At 69.5% G+C, this 22,398-nt stretch carries 21 protein-coding genes; 9 read left to right on the top strand and 12 right to left on the bottom strand.

Translation table 11 applies throughout. From position 1 onward, the window contains the following. Positions 1–13 precede the first annotated feature (13 nt). A complete protein-coding gene (locus tag ACFQGD_RS20480; RefSeq protein ID WP_345397133.1) occupies positions 14–694 on the top strand; it encodes a response regulator transcription factor in 681 nt (226 codons plus the stop codon). Next, positions 691–1,827 carry a sensor histidine kinase gene (locus ACFQGD_RS20475; RefSeq protein ID WP_345397130.1) on the top strand — a complete coding sequence of 379 codons (1,137 nt, stop codon included), beginning with the start codon at positions 691–693 and terminating at the stop codon, positions 1,825–1,827. The genes ACFQGD_RS20480 and ACFQGD_RS20475 overlap by 4 nt, the downstream gene beginning before the upstream one ends. On the opposite strand, the gene ACFQGD_RS20470 is transcribed toward ACFQGD_RS20475, so the two are convergent. The 3 genes from ACFQGD_RS20470 to ACFQGD_RS20460 form a co-directional block, all read right to left on the bottom strand. Further along, a complete protein-coding gene (locus ACFQGD_RS20470) occupies positions 1,813–3,045 on the bottom strand; it encodes a ribonuclease D (protein WP_345397849.1) in 1,233 nt (410 codons plus the stop codon). The genes ACFQGD_RS20475 and ACFQGD_RS20470 overlap by 15 nt on opposite strands. Positions 3,046–3,136: 91 nt before the next feature. Then, entirely contained in the window at positions 3,137–3,853 is a 717-nt protein-coding gene (locus ACFQGD_RS20465; protein ID WP_425557337.1) for a response regulator, read from the bottom strand. Positions 3,854–4,380: 527 nt separating this feature from the next. Next, positions 4,381–4,944, bottom strand: coding sequence for a DUF3000 domain-containing protein (locus ACFQGD_RS20460; protein ID WP_345397123.1), 564 nt, complete (start codon positions 4,942–4,944; stop codon positions 4,381–4,383). Positions 4,945–5,139: 195 nt separating this feature from the next. On the opposite strand from ACFQGD_RS20460, the gene hemE reads away from it, so the two are divergent. The 3 genes from hemE (at position 5,140) to hemQ (ending at position 8,449) form a co-directional block, all read left to right on the top strand. Continuing rightward, positions 5,140–6,222: a uroporphyrinogen decarboxylase gene (gene hemE / locus ACFQGD_RS20455; RefSeq protein ID WP_390183344.1), complete on the top strand. Its 1,083-nt coding sequence runs from the start codon at positions 5,140–5,142 to the stop codon at positions 6,220–6,222. Between the two features lie 87 nt (positions 6,223–6,309). Further along, a complete protein-coding gene (hemG, locus tag ACFQGD_RS20450) occupies positions 6,310–7,737 on the top strand; it encodes a protoporphyrinogen oxidase (RefSeq protein WP_345397117.1) in 1,428 nt (475 codons plus the stop codon). Positions 7,738–7,741: 4 nt separating this feature from the next. Beyond that, the gene (gene hemQ, locus ACFQGD_RS20445) at positions 7,742–8,449 is read left to right on the top strand and encodes a hydrogen peroxide-dependent heme synthase (protein WP_345397114.1); all 708 of its coding nucleotides are present in this window, start codon (positions 7,742–7,744) and stop codon (positions 8,447–8,449) included. A 127-nt stretch (positions 8,450–8,576) separates the two neighbouring features. On the opposite strand, the gene msrB is transcribed toward hemQ, so the two are convergent. The 4 genes from msrB to ACFQGD_RS20425 form a co-directional block, all read right to left on the bottom strand. Beyond that, positions 8,577–9,005 (bottom strand): peptide-methionine (R)-S-oxide reductase MsrB, encoded by a 429-nt coding sequence (gene msrB / locus ACFQGD_RS20440; RefSeq protein WP_345397110.1) that lies wholly within the window; start codon positions 9,003–9,005, stop codon positions 8,577–8,579. A gap of 23 nt (positions 9,006–9,028) precedes the next feature. Next, on the bottom strand, positions 9,029–9,331 hold the full coding sequence (locus ACFQGD_RS20435; RefSeq protein ID WP_345397107.1) for a hypothetical protein: 303 nt from the start codon (positions 9,329–9,331) through the stop codon (positions 9,029–9,031). Between the two features lie 44 nt (positions 9,332–9,375). Then, positions 9,376–10,971, bottom strand: a complete 1,596-nt coding sequence (locus ACFQGD_RS20430; protein WP_345397846.1) for a serine/threonine-protein kinase — start codon at positions 10,969–10,971, stop codon at positions 9,376–9,378. A gap of 186 nt (positions 10,972–11,157) precedes the next feature. Beyond that, the gene (locus ACFQGD_RS20425) at positions 11,158–11,844 is read right to left on the bottom strand and encodes a TVP38/TMEM64 family protein (RefSeq protein ID WP_345397104.1); all 687 of its coding nucleotides are present in this window, start codon (positions 11,842–11,844) and stop codon (positions 11,158–11,160) included. 230 nt (positions 11,845–12,074) lie between these two features. On the opposite strand from ACFQGD_RS20425, the gene ACFQGD_RS20420 reads away from it, so the two are divergent. Together ACFQGD_RS20420 and ACFQGD_RS20415 are read left to right on the top strand one after the other, a co-directional pair. Next, positions 12,075–12,425: an ArsR/SmtB family transcription factor gene (locus ACFQGD_RS20420; RefSeq protein WP_345397101.1), complete on the top strand. Its 351-nt coding sequence runs from the start codon at positions 12,075–12,077 to the stop codon at positions 12,423–12,425. Then, positions 12,422–12,958 carry an SRPBCC family protein gene (locus tag ACFQGD_RS20415; protein ID WP_345397098.1) on the top strand — a complete coding sequence of 179 codons (537 nt, stop codon included), beginning with the start codon at positions 12,422–12,424 and terminating at the stop codon, positions 12,956–12,958. Before ACFQGD_RS20420 ends, ACFQGD_RS20415 begins: the two co-directional genes overlap by 4 nt. Here the strand turns inward: ACFQGD_RS20415 and ACFQGD_RS20410 are convergent. The 3 genes from ACFQGD_RS20410 to ACFQGD_RS20400 all read right to left on the bottom strand — a co-directional run bounded on the left by ACFQGD_RS20410 (position 12,909) and on the right by ACFQGD_RS20400 (position 17,178). Next, positions 12,909–14,687 carry a metallophosphoesterase gene (locus ACFQGD_RS20410; RefSeq protein ID WP_345397095.1) on the bottom strand — a complete coding sequence of 593 codons (1,779 nt, stop codon included), beginning with the start codon at positions 14,685–14,687 and terminating at the stop codon, positions 12,909–12,911. The genes ACFQGD_RS20415 and ACFQGD_RS20410 overlap by 50 nt on opposite strands. 52 nt (positions 14,688–14,739) lie before the next feature. Then, positions 14,740–16,317 carry an alpha/beta hydrolase gene (locus tag ACFQGD_RS20405; protein WP_345397092.1) on the bottom strand — a complete coding sequence of 526 codons (1,578 nt, stop codon included), beginning with the start codon at positions 16,315–16,317 and terminating at the stop codon, positions 14,740–14,742. Positions 16,318–16,389: 72 nt separating this feature from the next. Then, the gene (locus ACFQGD_RS20400; protein WP_390221087.1) at positions 16,390–17,178 is read right to left on the bottom strand and encodes a pyrimidine reductase family protein; all 789 of its coding nucleotides are present in this window, start codon (positions 17,176–17,178) and stop codon (positions 16,390–16,392) included. A 24-nt stretch (positions 17,179–17,202) separates the two neighbouring features. Between ACFQGD_RS20400 and zapE the strand changes: the two genes are divergently transcribed. Continuing rightward, on the top strand, positions 17,203–18,219 hold the full coding sequence (gene zapE / locus ACFQGD_RS20395) for a cell division protein ZapE (RefSeq protein WP_345397086.1): 1,017 nt from the start codon (positions 17,203–17,205) through the stop codon (positions 18,217–18,219). Between the two features lie 15 nt (positions 18,220–18,234). Here the strand turns inward: zapE and ACFQGD_RS20390 are convergent, their stop codons facing one another. Further along, on the bottom strand, positions 18,235–18,837 hold the full coding sequence (locus ACFQGD_RS20390) for a phosphatase PAP2 family protein (protein WP_345397083.1): 603 nt from the start codon (positions 18,835–18,837) through the stop codon (positions 18,235–18,237). A gap of 69 nt (positions 18,838–18,906) precedes the next feature. Next, entirely contained in the window at positions 18,907–20,136 is a 1,230-nt protein-coding gene (gene rocD, locus ACFQGD_RS20385) for an ornithine--oxo-acid transaminase (RefSeq protein ID WP_345397080.1), read from the bottom strand. A 188-nt stretch (positions 20,137–20,324) separates the two neighbouring features. On the opposite strand from rocD, the gene ACFQGD_RS20380 reads away from it, so the two are divergent. Beyond that, positions 20,325–22,394 (top strand): S9 family peptidase, encoded by a 2,070-nt coding sequence (locus tag ACFQGD_RS20380; protein WP_345397077.1) that lies wholly within the window; start codon positions 20,325–20,327, stop codon positions 22,392–22,394. Positions 22,395–22,398: the final 4 nt, after the last annotated feature.

Here is a 22,398-nt window from a genome sequence, read left to right as displayed (position 1 = left end):
GCACGGTAACGACGTGCGAGTACTGGTAGTAGAGGACGAGGAGGCCCTGGCCGAAGCGGTCGCGCGGGGTCTGCGACGCGAGGGCATGGCCGTCGACGTCGCGCTCAACGGTGACGACGGCCATGAGAAGGCGATGATCACCCGCTACGACGTGATCGTCCTCGACCGCGACCTGCCAGGGATGCCGGGTGATGAGCTGTGCCGGGAGATCGTGGCCTCGGGCCAGCTCTCGCGCGTGCTGATGCTGACCGCGAGTGGCACGGTGGAAGATCGCGTTACCGGTCTCTCTCTCGGCGCGGACGACTATCTCGCCAAGCCGTTCGCCTTCCCCGAACTCGTGGCTCGGGTGCGCGCGCTCGGCAGGCGTTCCACTCCAGCGAAGCCACCGCTGCTGACGGCGGGTGACGTCCGGCTCGACCCAGCCAAACGCACCGTGCACCGCGACAGCGGCCCGATCGAGCTGACTCGCAAGGAGTTCGGCGTGCTCGAGGTGCTGCTCGGCGCTGGCGGCGCGGTCGTCAGCAGCGAGGAACTGCTGGAGCGGGTTTGGGACGAGAACGCCGACCCGTTCACCACGACGGTGCGGGTGACCGTGATGACGCTACGGAAGAAGCTTGGGGAGCCAGGCATCATCGAGACCGTCGTCGGCTCTGGCTACCGGGTGCCCGGAGCCGGGACCGCCGCGAACGCGTGAGCGGCTGGCGGGGGCTGGCTCCCGCCCGCGGACTCCGCGGGCGTATCACGTTGCTCGCCGTGTGCCTTACGGCCGGTGTCAGTGCCGCGTTGCTGGTACTGGCGTGGCTGCTGGTGCGTGACTCCGTTGCCGCCGTGCCGCAGATGCCGCCTGGCACGATGGTGGAGGTCGACGGCGTCCAGGTGGAGGCGTCCGCGCTGGCGGATCATCTGCGTGAGCAGGCGCGCGAGCGGGTGCTGCTCGCCGGTGGGCTGGCGTTCGGATTCGTGGTGCTCGCCGCTGGGATTCTGGCATGGACGCTGACCTCACGGGTGCTACGCCCGCTCGCGGAGATCGCGGGCACGGCGCGCCGTCTGTCCGCCGAGTCGTTGGACGAGCGGATCGGGGAGCTGCGACCGCGCGATGAGTTGGCCGTGCTGGCCGAGACCATCGACGACATGCTGGACCGGCTCGCCGGGGCGTTCGACGCGCAACGGCGGTTCGTCGCCAACGCCAGCCACGAACTGCGCACGCCGCTGACGGTGATCCGCACCGAGCTGGACGTCACCCTCGCCGACGCCACAGCCGACGAAGCCGAACTGCGGCGGATGGCGGAGGTGGTGCGTACAGCCACCCGGCGCGCCGAGCAACTGGTCGGCGCGTTGTTGCTGCTGGCGCGTACCGACGCCACCGGGCTGGCCGTGCGGGAGCCGGTAGACCTCGGCACGGTGCTCAGCACCGCGTGGCGGGCGGTATCCGAGGAAGCAGAGCAGCGCGGCTTGCGGGTGGAGCTGTCAGCCGCGCCCGCGCCCGCGGTGGGTGATCCGGCGCTGCTGGAGCGGGTGGCGGGCAACCTGCTGGAGAACGCCGTCCGGCACAACGTCGACGGTGGCTGGATCACCGTGCGCACCGAGGCATTCGCCACGCACTCGACGTTGACCGTGCGCTCGTCGGGTCCGCTGATTGACCCGGCCACGGTGACCGAACTGTTCGAGCCGTTCCACCGAGGTGGCGGAGGCCGCACTGGGCGCTCAGGCGCGGGTCTGGGGCTTTCCATCGTGCGGGCCGCCGTGGACGCTCACGAGGGCACGGTCGCCGCGGAGCCGGTGGTCGGCGGTGGGTTGGCGGTGACGGTGGCGCTACCCAGCACGTGAGCGCAGCGCCTCACTCAGCAGCTCCGCGGTCTGTTCGATCTGCCACGGGCGGGCTCCGCGCGCGGCCAGCTCCGCCGCGACGGCGTCGGGGGAGACGTCGTCGGGCGGCTCCCAGCACAGTCGGCGGACCAGGTCTGGCAGTAGCAGGTTCTCCACCGGCAGCTGAAGCCGCTCAGCCAGTTCGGTGAGCCCGGTGCGGGCGGCGGAGAGCCTGGCCGCGGCGTCCGGGTCGCGGTCGGCCCATCGGTTCGGCGGCGGGGGACCGCCGTTGTTCTGCGCCGCGCTGGGCAGCTCCGCTTTGGGCAGGCCCCGCGCGGCCTGGATGTGCCGTAGCCACATCGGTGACAACCGTCGCTGCATTTTGCCGCCGAATACCGGCAGCGCGCGTAGTTGTTCTACGGTGCGCGGATCGGCGCTGGCGGCGGCGATGATGGCGCTATCGGGCAGCACCCGGCCCGGCGCGCGGTCACGCTTGCGGGCGAGCTGGTCCCGCGCGTGCCACAGCGCCCGGACGGTGGCCAACGCCCGTGGCGTGCGGATCTTGTGGATGCCTGACGTACGTCGCCATGGTTCGGCTTTCGGCTCTGGCGCGGGGGCGGTGCGGACGGCCTCGAACTCCTGCTCCGCCCACGCGAGCTTGCCCTGCCGCTCCAGTTCCTCGGCGAGCCGGTCACGTAGCGCCAGCAGCAGTTCGACGTCGAGCGCCGCGTAGTTCAACCAGGCGGCGGGCAGCGGGCGAGTGGACCAGTCGGCCGCGCTGTGACCCTTCTCCAGCCGGTAGCCAAGGAGCTGCTCGACGATTGTGCCCAGCGCCACCCGCTGATACCCGGCGAGCCGTGCCGCGAGTTCGGTGTCGAACAGCGCGGCCGGATACAGGTCGAGTTCGGCGAGGCAAGGCAGGTCCTGGGACGCGGCGTGCAGCACCCACGGGGCGTCGTTGAGGACGTCGGCGAGCGGGGTCAGCTCGCCGTCCAGCGCGATGGGATCGATCAGGTGCGTGCCAGCGCCTTCGCGGCGCACCTGAATGAGGTAGGCCTTGGGCCAATAGCGGTAGCCGGATGCCCGTTCGGTGTCGACGGCGATCGCGCCGCTGCCCTCGGCGATCCGTGCGCAGGCGCGCCTCAGCGCTGTGTCGTCGTCGACGACGTCGGGTATGCCATCCCTCGGCTGGTGCAACGGGGTCACCGTCACCTGGTCCGCGAGATCGTCACCGCCCATGCCGTCAGCGCCGGGTGCGTCCGAGAAGTCCGTCACGGACTGAAACCCTACGGGACGGACGGATGTGCCGTCCGTCCCGTAGGGCCCGTGATCAGCGAATGACGCCCGCGCGCATGGCGAGGGCGACCATCTGCGCCCGGTCACCGGTGCCGAGCTTGCGGCCAATCCGCGACAGGTGAGACTTCACCGTGAGCGCGGAGAGGTTGAGCTCCTCACCGATTTCCTTGTTGGACTGTCCGTCCGCGACGAGCTGCAACACCTGCACCTCACGCGAGGACAACTCACGCGGGGTGTTGTCGGTGCCAGGCACCCTCGTTCCGGTCGCCAGTATCGGAGCGACGCCGGGATCGGCGTACACCCCACCTTCGAGCACCCTGCGGACGCCGTCGGTCACCGCGACTGGTGATGCCGATTTCAGCAGGTACGCCTGGGCACCTGCCTGGAACGCAGCCCGTACCGCGTACGGGTCATCGGACGATGCGAGCACCACGACGCGAGGCCACCCGTGGCTACGGAGCTCCGTAACCAGCTCGATGCCGCTGCCATCAGGCAACCCGAGGTCGAGGATCGCGAGATCGCACGGCCCAGTGGCCGACGCCCGTAACCTCGCCTCGGCCACCGTGGCGGCCTCGTGAACGGTACCCGCACCCATTTGTGCGAGTCGTGCGGAAATCGCCTCTCTCAGCAACGGGTGGTCATCGACCACGAGCACCGAGAACAGCTCTTCCCGCGGATGCGGAACCATGCTTGCCGGCAGGTTGCCGGCTGGCGTGGATCGAACGGCCTGTGTAAAGCCGACGGTAGCCACGTCACTACCTCCCTGGAGTCGGTCGTGCCCCCCGACCGGCACAGGCACTCTCGGCCATGTAGCCGCGCCAGCTATGGACCGAAAGTGGTGTCGTGGAGAGCACTCTAGCCGCCCGAGAGGGTCAGTGGGGGGATCGATTGGGTAAGTATTTGAACGAATTCATCACTGTCTGCCATCGATGTCCCACAAACGGGGTATTGAGTGCCAAATCTGTAACACTCACGACGTGGCACGCGATGTAACAGGATTAACCATCGTGAGATGAGCTTGCGAGTGCATGTGCATACCGCTCTCGCAGGCGGGGGCGCGCCTGCGAGAGCGGGCCTGGACGGGGCACCGTGGCCGCCCGTTCGGGCGTACGCGCGGGCGGTAGGGAGGAACCGATCTTCGCGCGAAACCACGAGTCCAGGTTGCTATAAGGGGGACGCGCGGGTGCCGCGCCGCGTTGCGTCGGATGGCAGCGGGATCCGCGCACGTTCGGGTGAATGTCACTCACCGGGGCGTGCGTCGAGGCTCGCCTGGGTTGTTCAGGAGCTATCGCGTTGCCCGAACAAGGTAACCCCAACCGGTGGCAGGCCCACCACACTGGCCATGAGCTGACAAAACGCCTCACCGTGTGGTCTCAGGTCGCTCGATAGCGGTGTCCAGGACGCGCGCAGTTCGAGGTCCTCGGTCTGCGACGGTCCCGCGATGTCACCGAAGCGAGCCGACGACGTCTCGGTCACGGTGCCGCCGAGAGCGGTGTAGCTGGCCTCGCTCGAATCGAGCGCCTCGGTGAGCCACGACCAGCCTACCGTGGGTAGAAACGGGTCGGACGCCAGTTCCGCGTCGAGTTCGGCGGTGACGTACGCGACGAGCCGGAGGACCCCGTGCCAGGCGTCCTGGCCATCCGGATCGTGCAGCAATACGAGTCTGCCCGACGCCAGTACCTCGGCGGGCCCAGTGACCTCGCAGCTCAACGCGTAGGACCAGGGCGCGAGCCGTTGTGGCGGCCGGACCGGCTCCAGTTCGATCTCCGGCCGGGACTCCACCGACCGCAGGGCCGCCACTGCTTCCTGAAACTCAGCAGGCGCTTGGGTCATCGCAGACACGACGCTGACTGTAGGACGGAACCGTGCCGGGTGGGCCGCAGCCACGCCGGGGACGGGGCAAGCGGACAGTACGAGGTGGCGGTCGGCCATGTGAGGGCGCGGGTGACGGCTGGCGACGCGAAACCGTGACATGGATCGCAGGCCTGCGGAATCAGTGGTGAACCGCCGTGTGGGACCATAAGAGTGATGCCCTCACTGACTGAACCAGCCCTGGCAGGCGCTCGGCGCGTTCTCGCGGAGTCGCCGTTCCTCGCCGCCGCCCGGGGAGAACGCCCGAGCCACATCCCAGTCTGGTTCATGCGCCAGGCCGGGCGCTCGCTGCCAGAGTACCGCGAGCTGCGCAAAGACACCCCGATGCTGGACGCCTGCTTCGAGCCGGAGTTGCTCGCCGAGATCACGATGCAGCCGGTGCGCAGGCACGGCGTGGACGCCGCGATCTTGTTCAGCGACATTGTCGTGCCGCTCAAGGCGGCCGGGGTGGAGATCGACATCGTCGCGGGCACCGGGCCAGTTGTCGCCTCGCCGATCCGGAGTGTCGCCGATGTCCGCGCGTTGCCGCCGCTGCTGGAGGGACAGGTCGATGCGGTCGCGGCCGGGGTGAAGCTGCTGGTCTCGCGGCTGGGGCAGACACCGCTGATCGGCTTCGCCGGGGCGCCGTTCACGCTGGCCTCGTATTTGATCGAGGGTGGGCCGAGCAAGCACCACGAGCGCACCAAGGCGCTGATGCATTCCGAGCCGCGGGTGTGGCACGAGCTCATGGACCGCCTGTCCGACGTCGCGCTGACGTTCCTGCGCGCACAGCTCGCCGCGGGGGTGGACGCTGTGCAGCTGTTCGACTCCTGGGCGGGCGCGCTGTCCGAGCGGGACTACCGCGAGTACGTCATGCCGCACTCGGCGAAGGTGTTCGAGGGCATCGCCGACGCGCGGGTGCCGCGCATCCACTTTGGCGTTGGGACATCCGAGCTGCTGCCGTCGATGCGTGAGGCTGGCGCCGACGTCGTGGGCGTGGACTGGCGCGTACCGCTAGACGTCGCGGTGAGCAGGCTCGCCGCCGCGTGCCCCGCTGGCAAGTACCGGCCGATCGTCCAGGGCAACCTCGACCCCGCCGTGCTCTTGGCGTCCTGGGACGGCGTGGAGCGCGAGGTGCGCCGCATCATCGCCGAGGGCCGCTCGGCTGCGGGTCACGTGTTCAACTTGGGTCATGGCGTGCTGCCGGAGACCGATCCCGACGTGCTGACCCGCATCGTGGAGCTGGTGCACAGTGAGCCGGTGCGCTGAAAGACGCTTTCACCGCGTTAGATGCAGCGAAAGCGTCTTTGGCCGCGTTGAGTGCGGTGAAGGTGTCTTTCGCCGCGGGAGCCTGGCATGAGGATCGCCGTCGTCGGCGGCGGGATCGCCGGACTCACCGCCGCCTACCGGCTGCGGCAGGCGCTGGGGGACGACGCTGAGCTCACGGTCTTCGACGCCGCTGACCGGCCCGGCGGCAAGCTGCGCACTGAGTCGCTCGCTGGCGTGGACGTCGACGTCGGCGCGGAAGCGTTCCTGGTCCGCAGGCCGGAGGCCGTGGCGCTGGCCGAGGAACTCGGTTTCGGTGAGCGAGTGGTGCATCCGACGTCGATGCGGCCCCTTGTCCGCGCGGGCGGGCGCACCGCCACGCTGCCGACCGGCACGCTGATGGGCATTCCCGCGTCGGCCGAGCAGGTCGCCGGGGTGCTGTCCGAGGACGGCGTGGCGGCGGTGGCGGCCGAGCCCAGCCTGCCGCCGCCGGAGCCGCTGGATCACGACGTCTCGCTGGGCGCGCTGTTGCGGGAGCGGTTCGGCGACGAACTGGTCGATCGGCTGGTGGACCCGTTGCTGGCGGGTGTCTACGCGGGGGGAGCGGACTCGCTCGGCCTTCTGGCGGTGCTGCCCGCGCTAGCGGAGCGGATCGACGCCGGCACGGCCTCGCTCACCGAAGCCGTCGCGGGGCTGCTGCCGCCCGCGAGTACATCGAGCGAGGCTCCGGTGTTCGGCACCCTGCCCGGCGGGTTGGGCGTCCTCGTGGACGCGCTCGTCGACGCCACTCGCGCCGAGGTCGTCACCGGCGCCGTGGTGCGGGAGCTGCGCCGCACCGAGCCGGGGTGGACCCTGTCCGTCACCTCAGCCGCGGGCACGAGAACCGAGGACTGCGACGCCGTGCTGCTCGCCGTTCCCGCGCCCGCCGCCCGCAAGCTGTTGGCCAGCGCGGGCGCCGAGCGCGCCGCCTCTGACCTCGCCGACATCGAACTCGCCTCCATGGCCGTCGTGGCCCTGGCGCTGCCGTCCGGCACCGCGCTGCCAGAGGCGAGCGGCATCCTCATCGGCGTCGGGGAGACCTGGGACGACGGCACGCCGTTCACCGCGAAGGCGTTCACGCTCTCGTCGCGGAAGTGGGCGCATCTCGAGAGCGACCACGACGGCCCGGTGCTGCTGCGCGGCTCAGTTGGGCGCTTCGGCGAGCAGGGCACGTTGCGCGCCACCGACGACGAGCTGATCCGCCGGGTCCGAGCCGACCTGGCCGAGCTAACCGGCATCACCGCGCAACCTGTCGCCGCCACGGTGTGTCGCTGGGGCGGTGGATTGCCACAGTACGGCGTCGGACACCTTGAGCGCGTCGCCCGCGTTGAGCGAGACGTCGCCGCGCTGGGCCGGATCGCGCTCGCCGGAGCCACCTGGCACGGCGTCGGCATTCCGGCATGTGTCGGCACCGCGAGTGCCGCGGCCCACGAGCTCGCCGACCAACTGCTGTCCGCGTCCGCACTGGTGGGAGACTAGAACCATGGCCGAATCGAATCCCAACGCCGCCCGCATCCGCGAGCTCAACGAGACCATCCGCTACACCATGTGGTCGGTGTTCCGGGTGCGGCCGGGCACGCTTGCCGACGACAGGGGACCGGCAGCCGCCGAGACCCAGAAGTACCTCGACGCGCTCGATGGCAAAGGCGTCACGGTGCGCGGCGTGTACGACGTCGCGGGACTGCGCGCCGATGCCGACTACATGATCTGGTGGCATGCCGAGGAGATCGAACAGCTCCAGGACGCCTACACCGGTTTCCGTCGCACCCCGCTCGGCCGCGCGTCGGACCCGGTGTGGAGCCAGGCCGCGCTGCATCGGCCAGCCGAGTTCAACAAGAGCCACATTCCCGCGTTCCTCGCGGATGAGGAGCCGCGTAAGTACGTCTGCGTGTACCCGTTCGTGCGCTCCTACGAGTGGTACCTGCTGCCCGACGAGGAGCGCCGCGCGATGCTCGCCCAGCATGGCATGCAGGCCCGCGACTACCCGGACGTGCGCGCCAACACGGTGGCGTCATTCGCGCTGGGCGACTACGAGTGGATGCTGGCCTTCGAAGCCGACGAGCTGTACCGCATCGTCGACCTGATGCGCGCGCTGCGGGCTAGCGACGCGCGTAGGCATGTCCGTGAGGAGGTGCCGTTCTACACCGGCACCAGGGTCCCCGCCGCCGATCTCGTCACCGGTCTGCCGTAAGTGCGCCGGGCGCTCGCCACTGTGTCGCGGGCACTCGACGTCGACCCGCCGCATGGCGCCGTCGACGGCAGGCAGGACTGGGACCTGTGGGCGCCGCTGTCCGGGCTCTACCGGCCGGCGGACGTCCTCACTCCTCGGCTGGGCGCAGCGTCAGCGCCACGGAGTTGATGCAGTACCGCTGGTCGGTAGGCGTGTCGTAGCCCTCGCCCTCGAACACGTGCCCCAGGTGGCCGTGGCAGGTCGCGCACAGCACCTCGGTGCGCGGACGGCCCGGCAGGCTGCGGTCCTCGCGCGTGATCACCGCGTCGGAGTCGGCGGGGTCGTAGAACGATGGCCAGCCGCAGTGGCTCTCGAACTTGGTGTCGCTGGTGAACAGCTCGGTGCCGCAGCCCCGGCAGGAGTAGACCCCGACCGTCGTGGTGTCGGTGTACTTGCCGGTGAACGGGCGTTCCGTGCCCGCTTGGCGAAGCACGCTGTACTCGTCCGGCGAGAGTTCCTCCCGCCATTCCTGATCAGATTTGACGACTTTGGGGGTAGCGCCAACAACTGGTTCCATGCCAGCCACGGTACCCGCCGGGCTCAGCCCCCGAGCCAGGTCAGTGCCATGCGCAGCGTCTCCCACGCGCCGAAAAGCACACCGAGCAGGATCAGCGTGACGACGAGCCAGGCGAAGTGCCTGCGCACGCCGCCGATGCGGTTCGTGGACTCCGCGAAGTCGGCCACACCAGCCAGCGAGGACTCGATCGTGAACTTCGGACCGCTGCGCTCCATCCGGTCTAGGTGTGCCGCGAACGCGCGCGCCTCCGGGTCATCGGGGTCGAGGCCGATCAGGTCGTCGGTGAACCGCGAGTTGGGGCCTGCGTCGTGTTCGTCACGCGCCATGGTTCCACCGTATGGCAATCTCGCGGGTTTTCCTACGTCGGCTGTTAGCGTGGATCGGAGTCGATTAGCAGCGACCCGTTGGAGCGGACCACCCGCAGTTGTCTGCGTTCACTGTTCTGGTCGTCACCATCCTCGATCTCGGTGACCGTCGTGCTGATCGTGACGGAGCCGTCGTCGTTGTACTCGCCCCTGGCCTTCTCCGCGTAAACTTGGCTGAACTCCGACCAGTGCTCTTCGAACTCCTCGTAGCTTCCGAACTCCTCCTGCGCCCGCGGCGTGAGCATGTCCCATGACCTGCTCATGCCCGCGGGGAAGGTGTAGAAGTCGATGACGAGCTGACCGGCCTGTGAGAAGGGGATCGGGTCGTTGCCCGCGTTGCCCTCCGTCGTCTCGTCCGGGGGTTCTGACGTCGTCGGCGGCGCGGTCGTTGTGGTCGTCTCCTGACCGCTGCCCTGGTTCGGTGCCGCCGTGCCCGGCTGATCGTCGCCGGACAGCAGCGCGAACGAGATGCCGACGAGCGCGAGCAGGGCGACCACGCCCGCGACTAGCGCGATGGTGCGCTTGCGGTCGTCGCGGTTCCGCCCGCCGGTTCGCTGCCCGGGTGGCGGGCCAGGCTGGTGTTCGGTCTGGGTCGCGCCGTTCATGCCATTGGTGCCGTTCACGGCGGTGAAGGCGGCGGTGCCGTGCGGGGACTGTTGCGGCGATGGCTGGTGCGCCGCTGCCGGTGCCACGGCCGTCCTGGTGCGCTGCCAGGGCGGGTTCTGCCCGTTGTTCGGCGGCTGTGGCTCACTCGGTGGCTGGGCAGGCATCACCGGCGGGGGAGGAGCTGGCACGCCACCACCCGAGGCGACAGCGGCGAGGCGTTCCGCGGCCTGCTGCATGCTGATGCGGTCGCCCGGCTCGGGACGCAGCATAGCCATCAGTAGCGCGGTTGCCGGACCGGCGACGCGTGGCGGGGTGATCTTGCCGCTCGCCGCCGTATGCAACAGCGCGAGTTGGTTCGGGTTGCTGCCGTACGGCGACTGGCCCTCGATCGCGTGGTAGAGCGTCGCGCCGAGTGCGAAGACGTCCGACGACGGCGCCGGGTCGGCCCCGCGCGCCAGCTCGGGCGCGATGTACGCCGGAGTGCCGCCAACGAGGCCGGTCTGGGTGAGTGTGATGTCACCCTGCGCACGGGAGATGCCGAAGTCGGTGAGCTTCGCCACGCCGGATTCCTCGATGAGGATGTTGCCCGGCTTGACGTCGCGGTGCACGATCCCGGCGTGGTGGGCGGCGACCAGCGCGTTCGCCACCTGCTCGCCGATACGGCACGCCTCGGCGACCGACATCGTGCCGTGTTGCGCGAGCAGCTGCGACAGGCTCCGCGACGGCAGGTACTCCATCACAAGGCACGGATCGCCCTCGTGTTCGGTGATGTCGTAGACGACGATGGCGTTGGGATGCTGGAGCCGTGCCGCGATCTTGGCCTCGCGCATCGCGCGCCGGTGCAGGTCGGCGCGATCGGCCTCAGACAGCCCTTGCTGACCAACGACCTTTTTGACCGCGACGGATCGCTCTAGTCGCTCGTCGACGGCGCGCCAGACGACGCCCATCGCGCCGGTGCCGATGTGCTCGACGAGTCGATAGTGCCCTGCTACCAGTTGCCCTGTTTCGATGACGAACGCTCCTAGCGAGAGGGTTTCCGCGCCAGAGTTAACGATGTGTGTCTCGGGTGTGCGCTACCGCGTGTCACCACGGCGCGGGGGATGACACCGCCGCAGGACAGCATCGCGAACGCCCGATCGAGTGTACTGGCGAGTGCCCGCGGGTCCTATGTCGGCCGCCACTCACTCACTTGGGCGTGTCGCGGTCAGGCCGTCCGGTGTTACCCGCATGGCGGCCGGCGATGCGGGCCTCCGCACGATGCGATAGACGCCGACCCCGCCAATCAGGGCGAACGCGGCGTAACAGGCGATCAGGGTGGGCGGGGTTTGGCCGGTCAACGCGTCACCGAGAACGACGACCGCCGCCGTACCCGGCACGCTACCGAGCGCGGTGCCCAGTAGGTATGGGCGCAACGGGATGGACGACAGCCCACAGCAGTAGCTCATCGGCGCGAACGGGATCACCGGGATGAGTCGTAGGGAAGCGACGCCGAGCACCCCGCCGCCGGTGAGTTTCGCGTCGACGGCGCGCACCGCGTCGTGGTCCAGGTGCCGATGGAACAAGCGGGTGCCGACAGGTCGTGCGAGAGCGTAACCGAGCGCGCCGGACGCCATTGTCGCCGCGAGCGCGACACCGATGCCAAGCACGTTGCCCAGCAGCAGTCCGGAGGCCAAGTTGAACGCCGTCCGCGGCAGCGGCAGCGCTACGCAGACCGCGTATACGCAGAAGAACACCAGCGGCGCGGCCGGCCCTGCCGCCACCGCCATCTCTCGCACCTCGGTTGGGCTGGGGATCGGCGCGGTGAACGCGAGCACCACACAGGCGATGAGCACGCCAAGCGCCACAAGCAGCCGTGTCCGATCCCGCACTCGGATAACGGTAAGCCACCTCGGTCGGCTGGCCGCTGGGAGGTGGTGTGGCGACGTGACGGCGCCCGCGGCCATCGAAGGTGGAAAGTTGATCAACCTTGCTCCTTGAGTGACGAAGAATATCTGACAAACCGGGCAAAATTTGGTCGCCCGGGGAGTAAGGCTGATCAACTCAGTCGCGATCGAGGTCTCGGATTTGACGCATGCCGATATGGGTATATGATTGCGGAATGGCACGAGCAGCGACGACGTCGGACGTCTTCAACGCGATCGCTGAGCCGCAGCGCCGGGAGATCCTCGTGCTGCTGCAATCGGGCGAGCGGCCGGTGACCGAGTTGGCGCGGGAGCTGGGGATGACCCAGCCAGGGGCGTCCAAACACCTGCGGGTTCTCCGGGAGGTCGGGCTGGTTCGTGACCGCAAGGCAGGCAAGCAGCGCCTGTACGGCCTTGACGCTCGCGGGTTACGGCCGGTCCACGAGTGGGTCGGAGGGTTTGAGCGGTTCTGGAACGAGAGCTTCGACCGGCTGGACGCCTATGTGCGGGACCTCAAGCAGGCAAGGAATGAAGGAGTAGCTGAATGAGCACGACGGGATCGAATACGCCGGCGCAGTCCGCGACCGCGGACCGCGAGATCGTCATTTCCCGAATTATCGAGGCCCCACGGGAGCTGGTGTTCGAGGCGTTCACCGAGGTCCGGCACCTGTCGCGGTGGTGGGGGCCGGAGGGGTTCACCACCACCACGCGGGCGTTCGAGTTCCGCGTCGGCGGAGATTGGGATTTCGTGATGCACGGGCCGGACGGGACGGACTACCAGGAGTGGATCACCTGGACAGAGATCGTCCCGCCGGAGCGGATCGCGATGATCCACGGCGAGCGACGTGACGACCCGAATGCGTTCGAGTCGGTCCTGACTTTCGAACCCGCCGGGGACACGACCCGGATCGAGATGCGCACGGTATTCCGCACCAAGGCGCAGCGCGACGAAGCGGTCGAGAAGTTCGGTGCGGTCGAAGGTGGCCAGCAGACCTTGGGCAACCTGGCTGGCTATGTCGCGCGGCTCGTCCTCACCCGCTCCGGGGCACCACGATCGGGTCCTCGATGCGAGTTGGGGTGAGTGGCGGGCCGTCCGGACGCAGGAGCGGGTCGCTGGGAGCGCCGTCTGGATCCCCGCGCCACGTTCGGCACACCTGGCCAATCGCGATCGGGTGGATGGTCAGCGTGCCGTCGGCGCCGATGTGCAGCCGCAGGAACCCCTTGTGGTCCTCGATGCTCTGACCCGCCATCAGCTCATTGAGGTTGATGCCGAATCGGCTGGCGATCATCAGGTACGCCGCGACCAGCTCACTGTGCGCGAAGCCAAGCACCAGCGGCGTGCCGACGACGATCAGCAGCAGCGTCGCCCAGTTCGTCACCAGGTTGTGCGGCACAAGCCGGTACAGCTCAATGACGCCTAGTGCCCAGGTGACGTTCAGCGCGATGTGCGCGACGCCGTGCAGCGAACCGGCCACGGTCGCCGGTCTGCGTGGCGTGTGCGCGTCCATCCTGGCGAAGAAGATCCCGGCCAGCACCAACAGCCCACCGAGGATCACCGCGGGCGTCCAGCTGGCGACCAGTGCGAAGAACCCGCGTTCCTCGCCGCCGAACGGGCCCGCGATGCCGAACAGCACCGCCAGCGTCACGGCCGACTGCATCAGTCCCGTCATGCCCCAGAATCCGGGGTTGCGCCACGGCAGCCGGAAGATGCCCGCCGCGAACAGCCGTGACTGCCACTTGCTCGGGTAGCGCCCCGCGAGGTCGTAGGTCCCGCGTGGCTGCTCCTCCCGCTCCCGTGTCGTGGGTGGTGGCAGCTCCACCCGTTCCGGCAGCTCATGCGTCGCGGCGAGGTACGCACCGCCCAGCCCGCAGGTGATGTTCTGGCGCGAGCCGTCGCGCTCGGCGTAGCGGGCGTAGTGGTGCTTGTCGCCGGAGAGCATCACCCGGATCGACGCGCCGGCAGGGCGAACGAACTCGGCGTCGAAGAACTCGATGATGTCGTAGGCCGCCGCACCGGGTGGTGATGCCGCGTACACCCAGGCTGGCGACGGCGTGCACAGGATCACCGCGTCACCGGGTTCCAGCAGTGCCGCTGCCTCGGCGAAGTACGCGAGCTGGGGCGCGTCGATGTGGTCGTCGAACTGGGTATCGATCGCGAACAGCCACCAGCGCTGCGGTAGCTGGATCGCGAAGTAGCTGCGCGTCTGCTCGGTACACCACGCCCCGAACGACCGCTGCTGCGCGAACACCCGCAGGAACGCCGTCAGCCCGTCGTACCAGTCGTGGTTGCCGGGCAACGCGAACAGCGCTGGCCTCGGTTCGCCGTCCGGTTCCGGGAACGCGGCCTGGTACACGCCTCTGGTGCGGTCCCGGTACGTCTGGATCGATGCCGCCGGGTACACCTGATCGCCGCCCATGACCAGCAGCCTGCCGCGCGGCAGTGACGCGTCGCCGACGTCGATCTCCTGTCGGGCCAGCACGGTGGCGACCGAGTAGGTCGCGTCGAAGCCGTCGCCGAGGTCGGCGACATAGTCCAGCCACAGCTCGTCGCCCTCGGTGTCGGTGTCGTCCCCGATACCTGTGACGGCGTTGGAGTGACCGCCGGTGTAGCGATACACCTCCCACGGCAGGCTGCCCTGCAGCTCCCGCTTGTCGGCGTAGGCGCCGAAGATCGCGGCCAGCAGGGCCTTCGCGCCGGTCGTGATGAGTACCCGAGGGGCTAGCCATCGCACGGCGTGCTGTCGGGTGAAGCCGAGTTCGTGCGGAGAACCATCACGGGCACGGGCATGGGAAGGCGGCGCTGCTGTCATGGGAGCGCATCGTAACCAGTGCGATAGGTGACGAGCTGCTGCCGCGCGGCCGTCACGGCGGACAGGTCACGCCCTGACTGGGCACGCTCCCGTCGACAAGAAATCCGGTGACTTGCTCGGTGACGCAGTCGGACCTGCCGACGGCCCCGTGTCCCGCGCCTTCCCAACCGATCCGCACCGAGGACGGCATCTGCTGCGCGGTGCGCTTCGTGCCCAGCTCGGGGGTGCGCGGGTCGGTCGCCGTGCTGACCACCAGCACCGGTGGGGCGCCGCGCATCGCGGGATCGGCCACCGGCTCCCGGCGCACCGGCCACTGGCTGCACCACACCAACCGCTGCGCGAGCAGTCCGCCGAACACCGGATGCTGCTGCCGCCAGTCGTCGGCCAGCTCGGCGATCCGCTGCGGCGCGAGCCGGGTGCCGGTGTCGTTGCAGGTCGTGGCCAGCGTCGCGTCCAGCACTGAGGGGTAAGGGTTGCCCATGCTCAGCGGCCCGACGAACTCGGCGAGCGGTCGGACGTCGCCGTCCCGCGCGTCGCTGATGGCCTTCGCCAGCGCCGACCAGCGGTCCGGCTCACCCAGCCCGGCGAGGATCGCACGGGCGGCGAGGCCGGGCGGCAGCGCGCCGTCCTGGCGCAGCGTGTCAAGTAGCCGTAGCACCGCGCCACGCGGGTCGTCACCGAGCGGGCAGTTCCGGGAACGGCAGTCGCGCGCGAAGGCGTCCAGTGTCGCCTCAGCGCCGGCCGCCCTGCCCTCCAGCACCGTCTGGGCCTGCTGGGAAGGGTCAGGGGTGCCGTCGAGCACCACCCTGCCCAACTTGTCGGTGAACCGCTGCGCGTATGCCTGCGCCACCCGAGAGCCCTCCCCGCGCGCGAGCACATGCAGGAACGGCGAGCCGAGCTGCCGCCGTATCTCGTCGAGGTCACCGGCGGTGCGCCAGGTGTCGAGCGCGCCCTGCTGGTTCTTCAGGATGAGTGCGCACTCCTGGCCAGCTTCGCGCGCCGCGTCGAACAGTGGGTCGAGGTCGGTAGCGGCAGGGTCGAATCCCAGCATGTCCCCACGTACGCCTGGGGGGACGCAGTCGGTCGGATTAGACTCCCCAGTCCCCCTTCGGTCGAAGCCGACGAGCGCGAACCGTTCCAGCACCTCATCGGGCAGCTGAGCGGCGAGACGTGCCGCGAACACCGTGCCTGGTTCGCCGTCGATGTCGTTGACGACGAGCAGCGGAATCTTGTCGCCGCCGCCCGACTCGGCCTTGAGGACGGCGATCCGCAGCACGCCACGTTCCGGGAGTTGCGGCGCGTCCAGTGTGCTGGCGATCGTGGCGCACGAGTAACGCACCGCGCGCGCGTCCCGTCGCCGCGGTGTGTCGAGCGCGCGGCGGGTGCCCTGGTCGCAGTCGTTCCAGGACACGAGATCATCGCTCTGCGTGCCGAGCGGTGGCAGCGGGGCCTCGTCACGAGACGTCGTGCCGCTCGGCTGTGGCCCGCCGTCACGAGCGAGCACGGCTGGCCGGTCGGACGGCCCCACCGTGCAACCCGCGAGCAGCGCGGGCAACACGGCGGCGAGCAGCACCGCGCGCCGCGCGGTTCCTGTCCGCGCGCCCAGCATGCCGGGCCGAGCTCGAGCCACGGTCGTCCCCTCCGCGTTGTGGTCCGGTTCCCTCGAGCATGGCACGGCGGGAGTGAGTGCGCGGTGAGACTGTCACCGCCTGCGGTAACGCAGCATGAGAAAGCCGTCTTCGTGGAGCACCGAGGCCAGTGTCAGTTCGCGCGGCACGTCGGTGACCGCGCCAGCGACGATCCGCTCCGCGCCAGCACCCGCCAGCACCGGAGCGAGCGTCAGGCACAGCTGGTCCACCAGGTCGCCCGCCACCATGCTGGCGAGCAGCCGAGGGCCGCCCTCGCAGTTCACCCGCCGCAGCCCGCGCGCGCCCAGCTCATGCAGCACCGACGGCAGGTGTACCTGACCGTCCCCCGCGACAACGACCTCCGCGCCCGCGTCCGCAAGCGCGGTGCGGCGCTCGTGCGGCGCGGCGTCGGTCGTGAACACGATCGGCGGGACGAGGGTGTCGGTGAGCAGTGGGCAATCAACCGGCAGCGAACACCGCGCGCTGACCACCGCGATCGGCGGGATCGCCGCGAGCCCGAAGCGCTGCCTGCGCTCGCGACGGCGCTCGCCGCGTTTCACCCCGGTGTATTGCTCCGCCGTCGCGGTGCCCGCACCGACCAGCACGACGTCGGCGAGGTCGCGGCCAAGCGCGAAGATGCGCTTGTCGGCGGGGTGCGACAGCCCTTCGGACAACCCACCGAGCGCTGCCGCGCCGTCCGCGGAGCTGACGAAGTTGACCTGCACCCATGGCCGGTCGAGATCATCGGGGTAGGCGTAGATCCTTTCCAAGTCGGCGTCGGAGATGGGCGCCGGTGCGGGTCCATCCGACGCCGGTTCGGGTGTTAGGGGCCACAGCGCATGCACGGTTCCATCTGACCACATCGTCCGCGCGGTTACGCTCGGACGGTGCCAGGTCAGCTGATCGATCGCGTGCCAGAGCTGGCGGCGGACGACCTCGTCGCCGCGCTCGTCCCGCCGCCCCGGTTCGACGTCGTCCGATTCGACACCTACGTGCCGAACCCGGACGAGCCGAGCCAGGCCACCGCCGTCGCCGAGGGCCAGGCGTTCGCGGAGCGCGTCAGCGCGGGCTCCGGCAAGCGCGGGTGGCTGCGGTCGCTGCTCGGTGGTTCGCGCGGGGATGGCACCGCAACACGTGGTCTGTACTTCGACGGCGGCTTCGGCGTCGGTAAAACCCACCTGCTCGCCTCGCTGTGGCACGCGGTGCCAGGCCCCAAGGCATACGGCACGTTCGTCGAGGTCACCAACCTGGTCGGCGCGCTCGGTTTCGCGGAGACCGTCCGCAGGCTGTCGGGCCACACCCTGCTGGCTATCGATGAGTTCGAGCTGGACGATCCCGGCGACACCATGCTCGTCACGCGGCTCCTGCGGGAGTTGATGGCGGTAGGCGTCCACGTCGCCGCGACGTCGAACACCCTGCCGGACAAGTTGGGGGAGGGCCGGTTCGCGGCCGAGGACTTTCTCCGCGAGATCCACTCGCTGTCCGCGCGGTTCGACGTGGTGCGTGTCGACGGCCCCGACTACCGGCACCGTGGTCTCCCGGACGCTCCGGACCCGGTCAGCGAGGAGGAGCTGACCGCGTCGGCCGCGCGTGAGGACGCCACACTGGATGACTTCGACGAGCTGTGCGGACATCTGGCACGGCTGCACCCGTCCAAATACGGCGCGCTCGTCGATGGCGTCAGCGCGGTGCACCTGCGAGACGTGACCGTCGCGCCGGATCAGGGCGTCGCGCTGCGGCTGGTGGCGTTCGCCGACCGGCTCTACGACCGCGCGATCCCCGTCGTGACCTCGGGCAAACCGCTCTCGGAGCTGTTCACCGACGAGATGCTGCACGGCGGTTACCGCAAGAAGTACCTCCGCGCCATCAGCCGCCTCACCGCGCTCGCTCGCGACGCCGCCTGAGCGCGAGTCCCCACTTCAGGTGCCGTGTGTTCTTGCTTCCGGTCCGAACCGCCGCAGCGCCAACGCCACCAGCGGCACCACCGTCAGCGCGAAGGCGATGCCGCCGAGGACGTCGGTGGGGTAGTGGAAGTCCAGCGTGACAAGCGCGACGCCCACGCCGAGCGATACCACCGAGCCGACGACGGCAACGACCCACCGTGCGACCCCTGGCCGCGCCAGCAATACGACCACCGCGCTGACGGTGACGATGCTGACGGTGTGGCCGCTCGGATACGCGAGATGGCCGTCGGAGAGCCTGCCGAAGGCGGGCTTGAGTACCCAGGTGTTGAGCGCGACCGCTAGCAGGGGAGCGGCGGCCGCCAACATCGCGCCGCGCCACCGGCGCTGCACCAGACATACCGCCACGATGAGCGCCGCCAGCGGTAGCACCACCCGCGGCTCAGAGGGTGCCACCAGCAGCCATGCCAGGTCGCCAGACCCGACGGCGCTGACCAGGACGTCCTCGATGGCGGCGTCCACCGCGCTCGCCTCATGATCCCCCGCGTAGCGCAGCCCGATCAGCGTCGTGATCAGCGCGCCCACCACCGCAACCACCAGCACGCCCCGATCATCCCGCATCAACATTCCGGTGGGCGGCGCCCGCCCCCACGGCGGGCGCCACCGTCGACCCCCGGAATCGTGGTGCGGCTAGCCGCGCGCGACGACGTCGGCGACGGCGTCGATGCCGCGGTCGAGGTCGTCCTTGCTGATTACAAGTGGTGGCGCGAGTCGCAACGTCGAGCCGTGCGTTTCCTTGCACAGGACCCCGTTGGCCGCGAGCGCCTGTGCGGCCTGCCTGCCGGTGAGTCCGCCCTCGGCGATGTCCACCCCGGCCCACAGGCCACGTCCGCGCACCTCGGACACGCCGTTGCCGACCAGCTCATCCAGCCGGGCGTGCAGGTGCGCGCCCAGCTCCGTCGAGCGCCGCTGGAACTCGCCGGTCGCGAGCAGCTTGACCACCGCGCGGCCGACGGCGCAGGCCAGCGGGTTGCCGCCGAACGTCGAGCCGTGCTCACCCGGCCGGAGCACGCCCAAGACGTCGTGGCTGCCGACGACAGCCGACACCGGGAGGATGCCGCCGCCGAGCGCCTTACCGAGTGTGGTCAGGTCCGCCCGCACGCCCTCGTGCTCCAGCGCGAGCAGCTTCCCGGTGCGGGCGAGGCCGGACTGGATCTCGTCCGCGATGAACAGCGCACCTCGGTCGTCGCAGATGCGCCTGACCTCGGCGAAATATCCCGACGGAGGGACGTTGACGCCCGCTTCGCCCTGGATCGGCTCCAGCAGTACGGCTGCGGTGTCGTCCGTGACGGCGGTGGCTAGCGCCTCGGCGTCACCGAAGGGCACCGTGACGAATCCCGGTGTGTAGGGGCCGTAGTCCGCACGGGCCTCCTCGTCGTCGGAGAACGAGACGATGGTGGTGGTGCGGCCGTGGAAGTTCGAGCTGGCGACGACGATCCGTGCGGCGTCGGCGGGCACGCCTTTCACCCGGTAGGCCCACTTACGTGCCACCTTGATGGCTGACTCGACGGCTTCCGCGCCCGAGTTCATCGGTAGCACCATCTCGGTGCCGGTCAGTTCGGCCAGTTCGCGACAAAACGCGCCAAACTGGTCGTGGTGGAACGCGCGCGAGGTCAGCGTCACGCGGCCCAGCTGCGCGGTGGTGGCCTCGACGAGCGCGGGATGCCGGTGTCCGAAGTTCAACGCCGAGTACCCGGCGAGGAAGTCCAGGTAGCGGTTGCCCTCGACGTCGGTGACCCACGCTCCCTCCGCTGCTGCGATGACGACGGGAAGTGGGTGGTAGTTGTGCGTCGACCACCGCTCGTCGGCGTCGATGAACTCCCGCGTGAGCGGCGATGTGGTGGCTGCGGTCATCGTCATGAGGCCAGATTATGCGGCCGGTGGGCGTTCGATCATCCGGGCATCGTTGCGCATTGCCATGATTCGTTGTGTAGTTGTCCGTAAAATTCGTCGATTCGTTGCGCACCGACGAGACGCTATTCGCGGGCGACACCGATCCGCGCTGGTAGTCGTGCGTAGCCGTTCACGCGTCTGACAGAGTGCACCCTGTGACAGCAGATCTCTCGTTTCTTCGTAGGCTCGTCCGTACCCAGCGGTTCACCCTTGGTGCGCCCAAGGAGTTCCAGGTCGCGCCAGACGGTTCGCGCGTGTTGTACCTGCGCAGCGGGGGCGGTTACGACCGCATGCACAGCCTCTGGTCGCTGGACGTCGTCAGCGGGATGGAGTCGAAACTGGTCGACGCGGAACAACTGCTGCCCGGTGAGGAAGAGCTGTCGCGGGAAGAGCGCGCTCGTCGCGAGCGCAGCAGGGAATCCGGCGGCGGTGTGGTGCGCTACGCCGTCGACACCGCGTGCGAGACAGCGGTGTTCTCGCTGGGCGGCACGTTGTACTCCGTCGACGTCGCCACCGGGAAGGTGGTTGAGCGCGTCTCCGGTGCGGTCATCGATCCCAGGCTCAACCCGCAGGGCACACACGTCGCCTACGCGTCGGGCGGCGCGCTGCGGGTGATCGAGCTGGCCACCGGCACGGACACCGTGCTCGCGGACGAGGACGACGCGGAGATCACCTGGGGTGTCGCGGAGTTCATCGCCGCCGAGGAGATGAGCCGCTCCCGCGGGTACTGGTGGTCGCCGAACGGTGACGCCGTACTGGCGCAGCGCACCGACAGCACGGGCGTGCCGCGCTGGAACATCGCCGATCCGGCTAACCCGGCCATGCCGGTAAACACCGTCGCCTACCCGGCGGCGGGGGAGCGCAACGTCGGCGTGTCGCTACGGATCATTGGACTCGACGGGTCCACTGTGGATGTCGAACGCGGCGACTGGGAGTACCTCGTCTCGGCCCAGTGGTCGGCGGGAGGGCCGCCACTGATCACGGTGCAGCCGCGTGACCAGCGCAGGCTGGACGTCCTCGCCATCGACGTCACGGATGGAACGACCTCGTTGGTGCACAGCGAGACCGACCCGGCGTGGGTGGAGATCATCACTGGCGTGCCCGCCTGGACACCGGATGGCAGGCTGGTGCGGGTCGAGACATCAGAGGACTCCTACCGGCTGGTCATCGACGGCAAGCCAGTGACCGACCCCGGGTTGCGAGTGCGCTCGGTGCTACACGTCGGCGACGAAGTTCTGTTCAGCGGCTCCGAGGCCGATCCGACGCAGATCCATGTTTACCGCACGGACGCGGGCAGCGTGGTACGGCTGTCCGAGGGCGACGGCGTGCACGTCGGGGCGGGTACGGCCGAGACGTGCGTGCTGTCGTCGTGGTCGCTGGACTATGCCGGGCCTCGCGTCAGCGTCCGGCGCGACGGCACGTCGGCCGCGATCGCGAGCCACACGGCCGATCCCGGCATTACCCCGAATCTGCGGATGCTCACCGTGGGGGAGCGGGACCTACGCTGTGCGCTATTGCTGCCGACCGGGTACCAGCCGTCCGACGAGCCGCTACCGGTGCTGCTCGACCCGTATGGCGGGCCGCACTCGCAGCGCGTGCTTTCCACCCGCAACGCGTTCCTGACCTCGCAGTGGTTCGCTGACAAGGGCTTCGCCGTGCTGGTCGCTGACGGTAGGGGCAGCCCGGGGCGCGGACCGGAGTGGGAGAAGGAAATCGGCGGTGCCCTCGCCGAGACCAGCCTCACCGATCAAGTGGACGCGCTGCGCGCCGTCGCCGCTGAGCGGTCCGAATTGGACACCTCTCGGGTGGCGATCCGGGGCTGGTCCTACGGCGGCTACCTGTCGGCGCTCGCGGTGCTGCGCAGGCCGGACGTCTTCCACGCCGCCGTCGCGGGTGCTCCGGTCACCGACTGGTCGCTGTACGACACGCACTACACCGAGCGTTACCTCGGCCACCCTGCCGACAACGCCGAGTCGTACCGGCGGAACTCGCTGATCGACGACGCGGCGAGCCTGGAGCGTCCGCTGCTGATCGTGCACGGGCTCGCGGACGACAACGTGTTCGTCGCGCACGCGCTGCGGTTGTCCTCGGCGCTACTCGCTGGCGGGAAGTGGCACGATTTCCTGCCGCTGGTCGGCACGACGCATATGACGCCGAGCGATGAGGTCGTGGCGGAGAACCTGCTGCACCTGCAGGTGGACTGGCTCAAGCGCCAACTGGGCTGACCGG

The sequence above is a fragment of the Haloechinothrix salitolerans genome (genome assembly GCF_042662605.1).
GTDB classification, from domain to species: Bacteria; Actinomycetota; Actinomycetes; order Mycobacteriales; family Pseudonocardiaceae; genus Haloechinothrix_A; species Haloechinothrix_A salitolerans.
The sequence above is the reverse complement of the archived record's forward strand: the minus strand, read 5'-3'. Positions and strand labels throughout refer to the sequence as shown.

Coding starts and splice junctions, on each gene's coding strand:
- ACFQGD_RS20470 (WP_345397849.1), bottom strand. CDS start 3,045: ATGGGCGGTGACGATCTCGCGGACCAGGTGACGGTGACCCCGTTGCAC.
- hemG (WP_345397117.1), top strand. CDS start 6,310: ATGAGGATCGCCGTCGTCGGCGGCGGGATCGCCGGACTCACCGCCGCC.
- hemQ (WP_345397114.1), top strand. CDS start 7,742: ATGGCCGAATCGAATCCCAACGCCGCCCGCATCCGCGAGCTCAACGAG.
- msrB (WP_345397110.1), bottom strand. CDS start 9,005: ATGGAACCAGTTGTTGGCGCTACCCCCAAAGTCGTCAAATCTGATCAG.
- ACFQGD_RS20435 (WP_345397107.1), bottom strand. CDS start 9,331: ATGGCGCGTGACGAACACGACGCAGGCCCCAACTCGCGGTTCACCGAC.
- ACFQGD_RS20420 (WP_345397101.1), top strand. CDS start 12,075: ATGGCACGAGCAGCGACGACGTCGGACGTCTTCAACGCGATCGCTGAG.
- ACFQGD_RS20415 (WP_345397098.1), top strand. CDS start 12,422: ATGAGCACGACGGGATCGAATACGCCGGCGCAGTCCGCGACCGCGGAC.
- ACFQGD_RS20410 (WP_345397095.1), bottom strand. CDS start 14,687: ATGACAGCAGCGCCGCCTTCCCATGCCCGTGCCCGTGATGGTTCTCCG.
- ACFQGD_RS20400 (WP_390221087.1), bottom strand. CDS start 17,178: ATGTGGTCAGATGGAACCGTGCATGCGCTGTGGCCCCTAACACCCGAA.
- ACFQGD_RS20390 (WP_345397083.1), bottom strand. CDS start 18,837: ATGCGGGATGATCGGGGCGTGCTGGTGGTTGCGGTGGTGGGCGCGCTG.
- rocD (WP_345397080.1), bottom strand. CDS start 20,136: ATGACGATGACCGCAGCCACCACATCGCCGCTCACGCGGGAGTTCATC.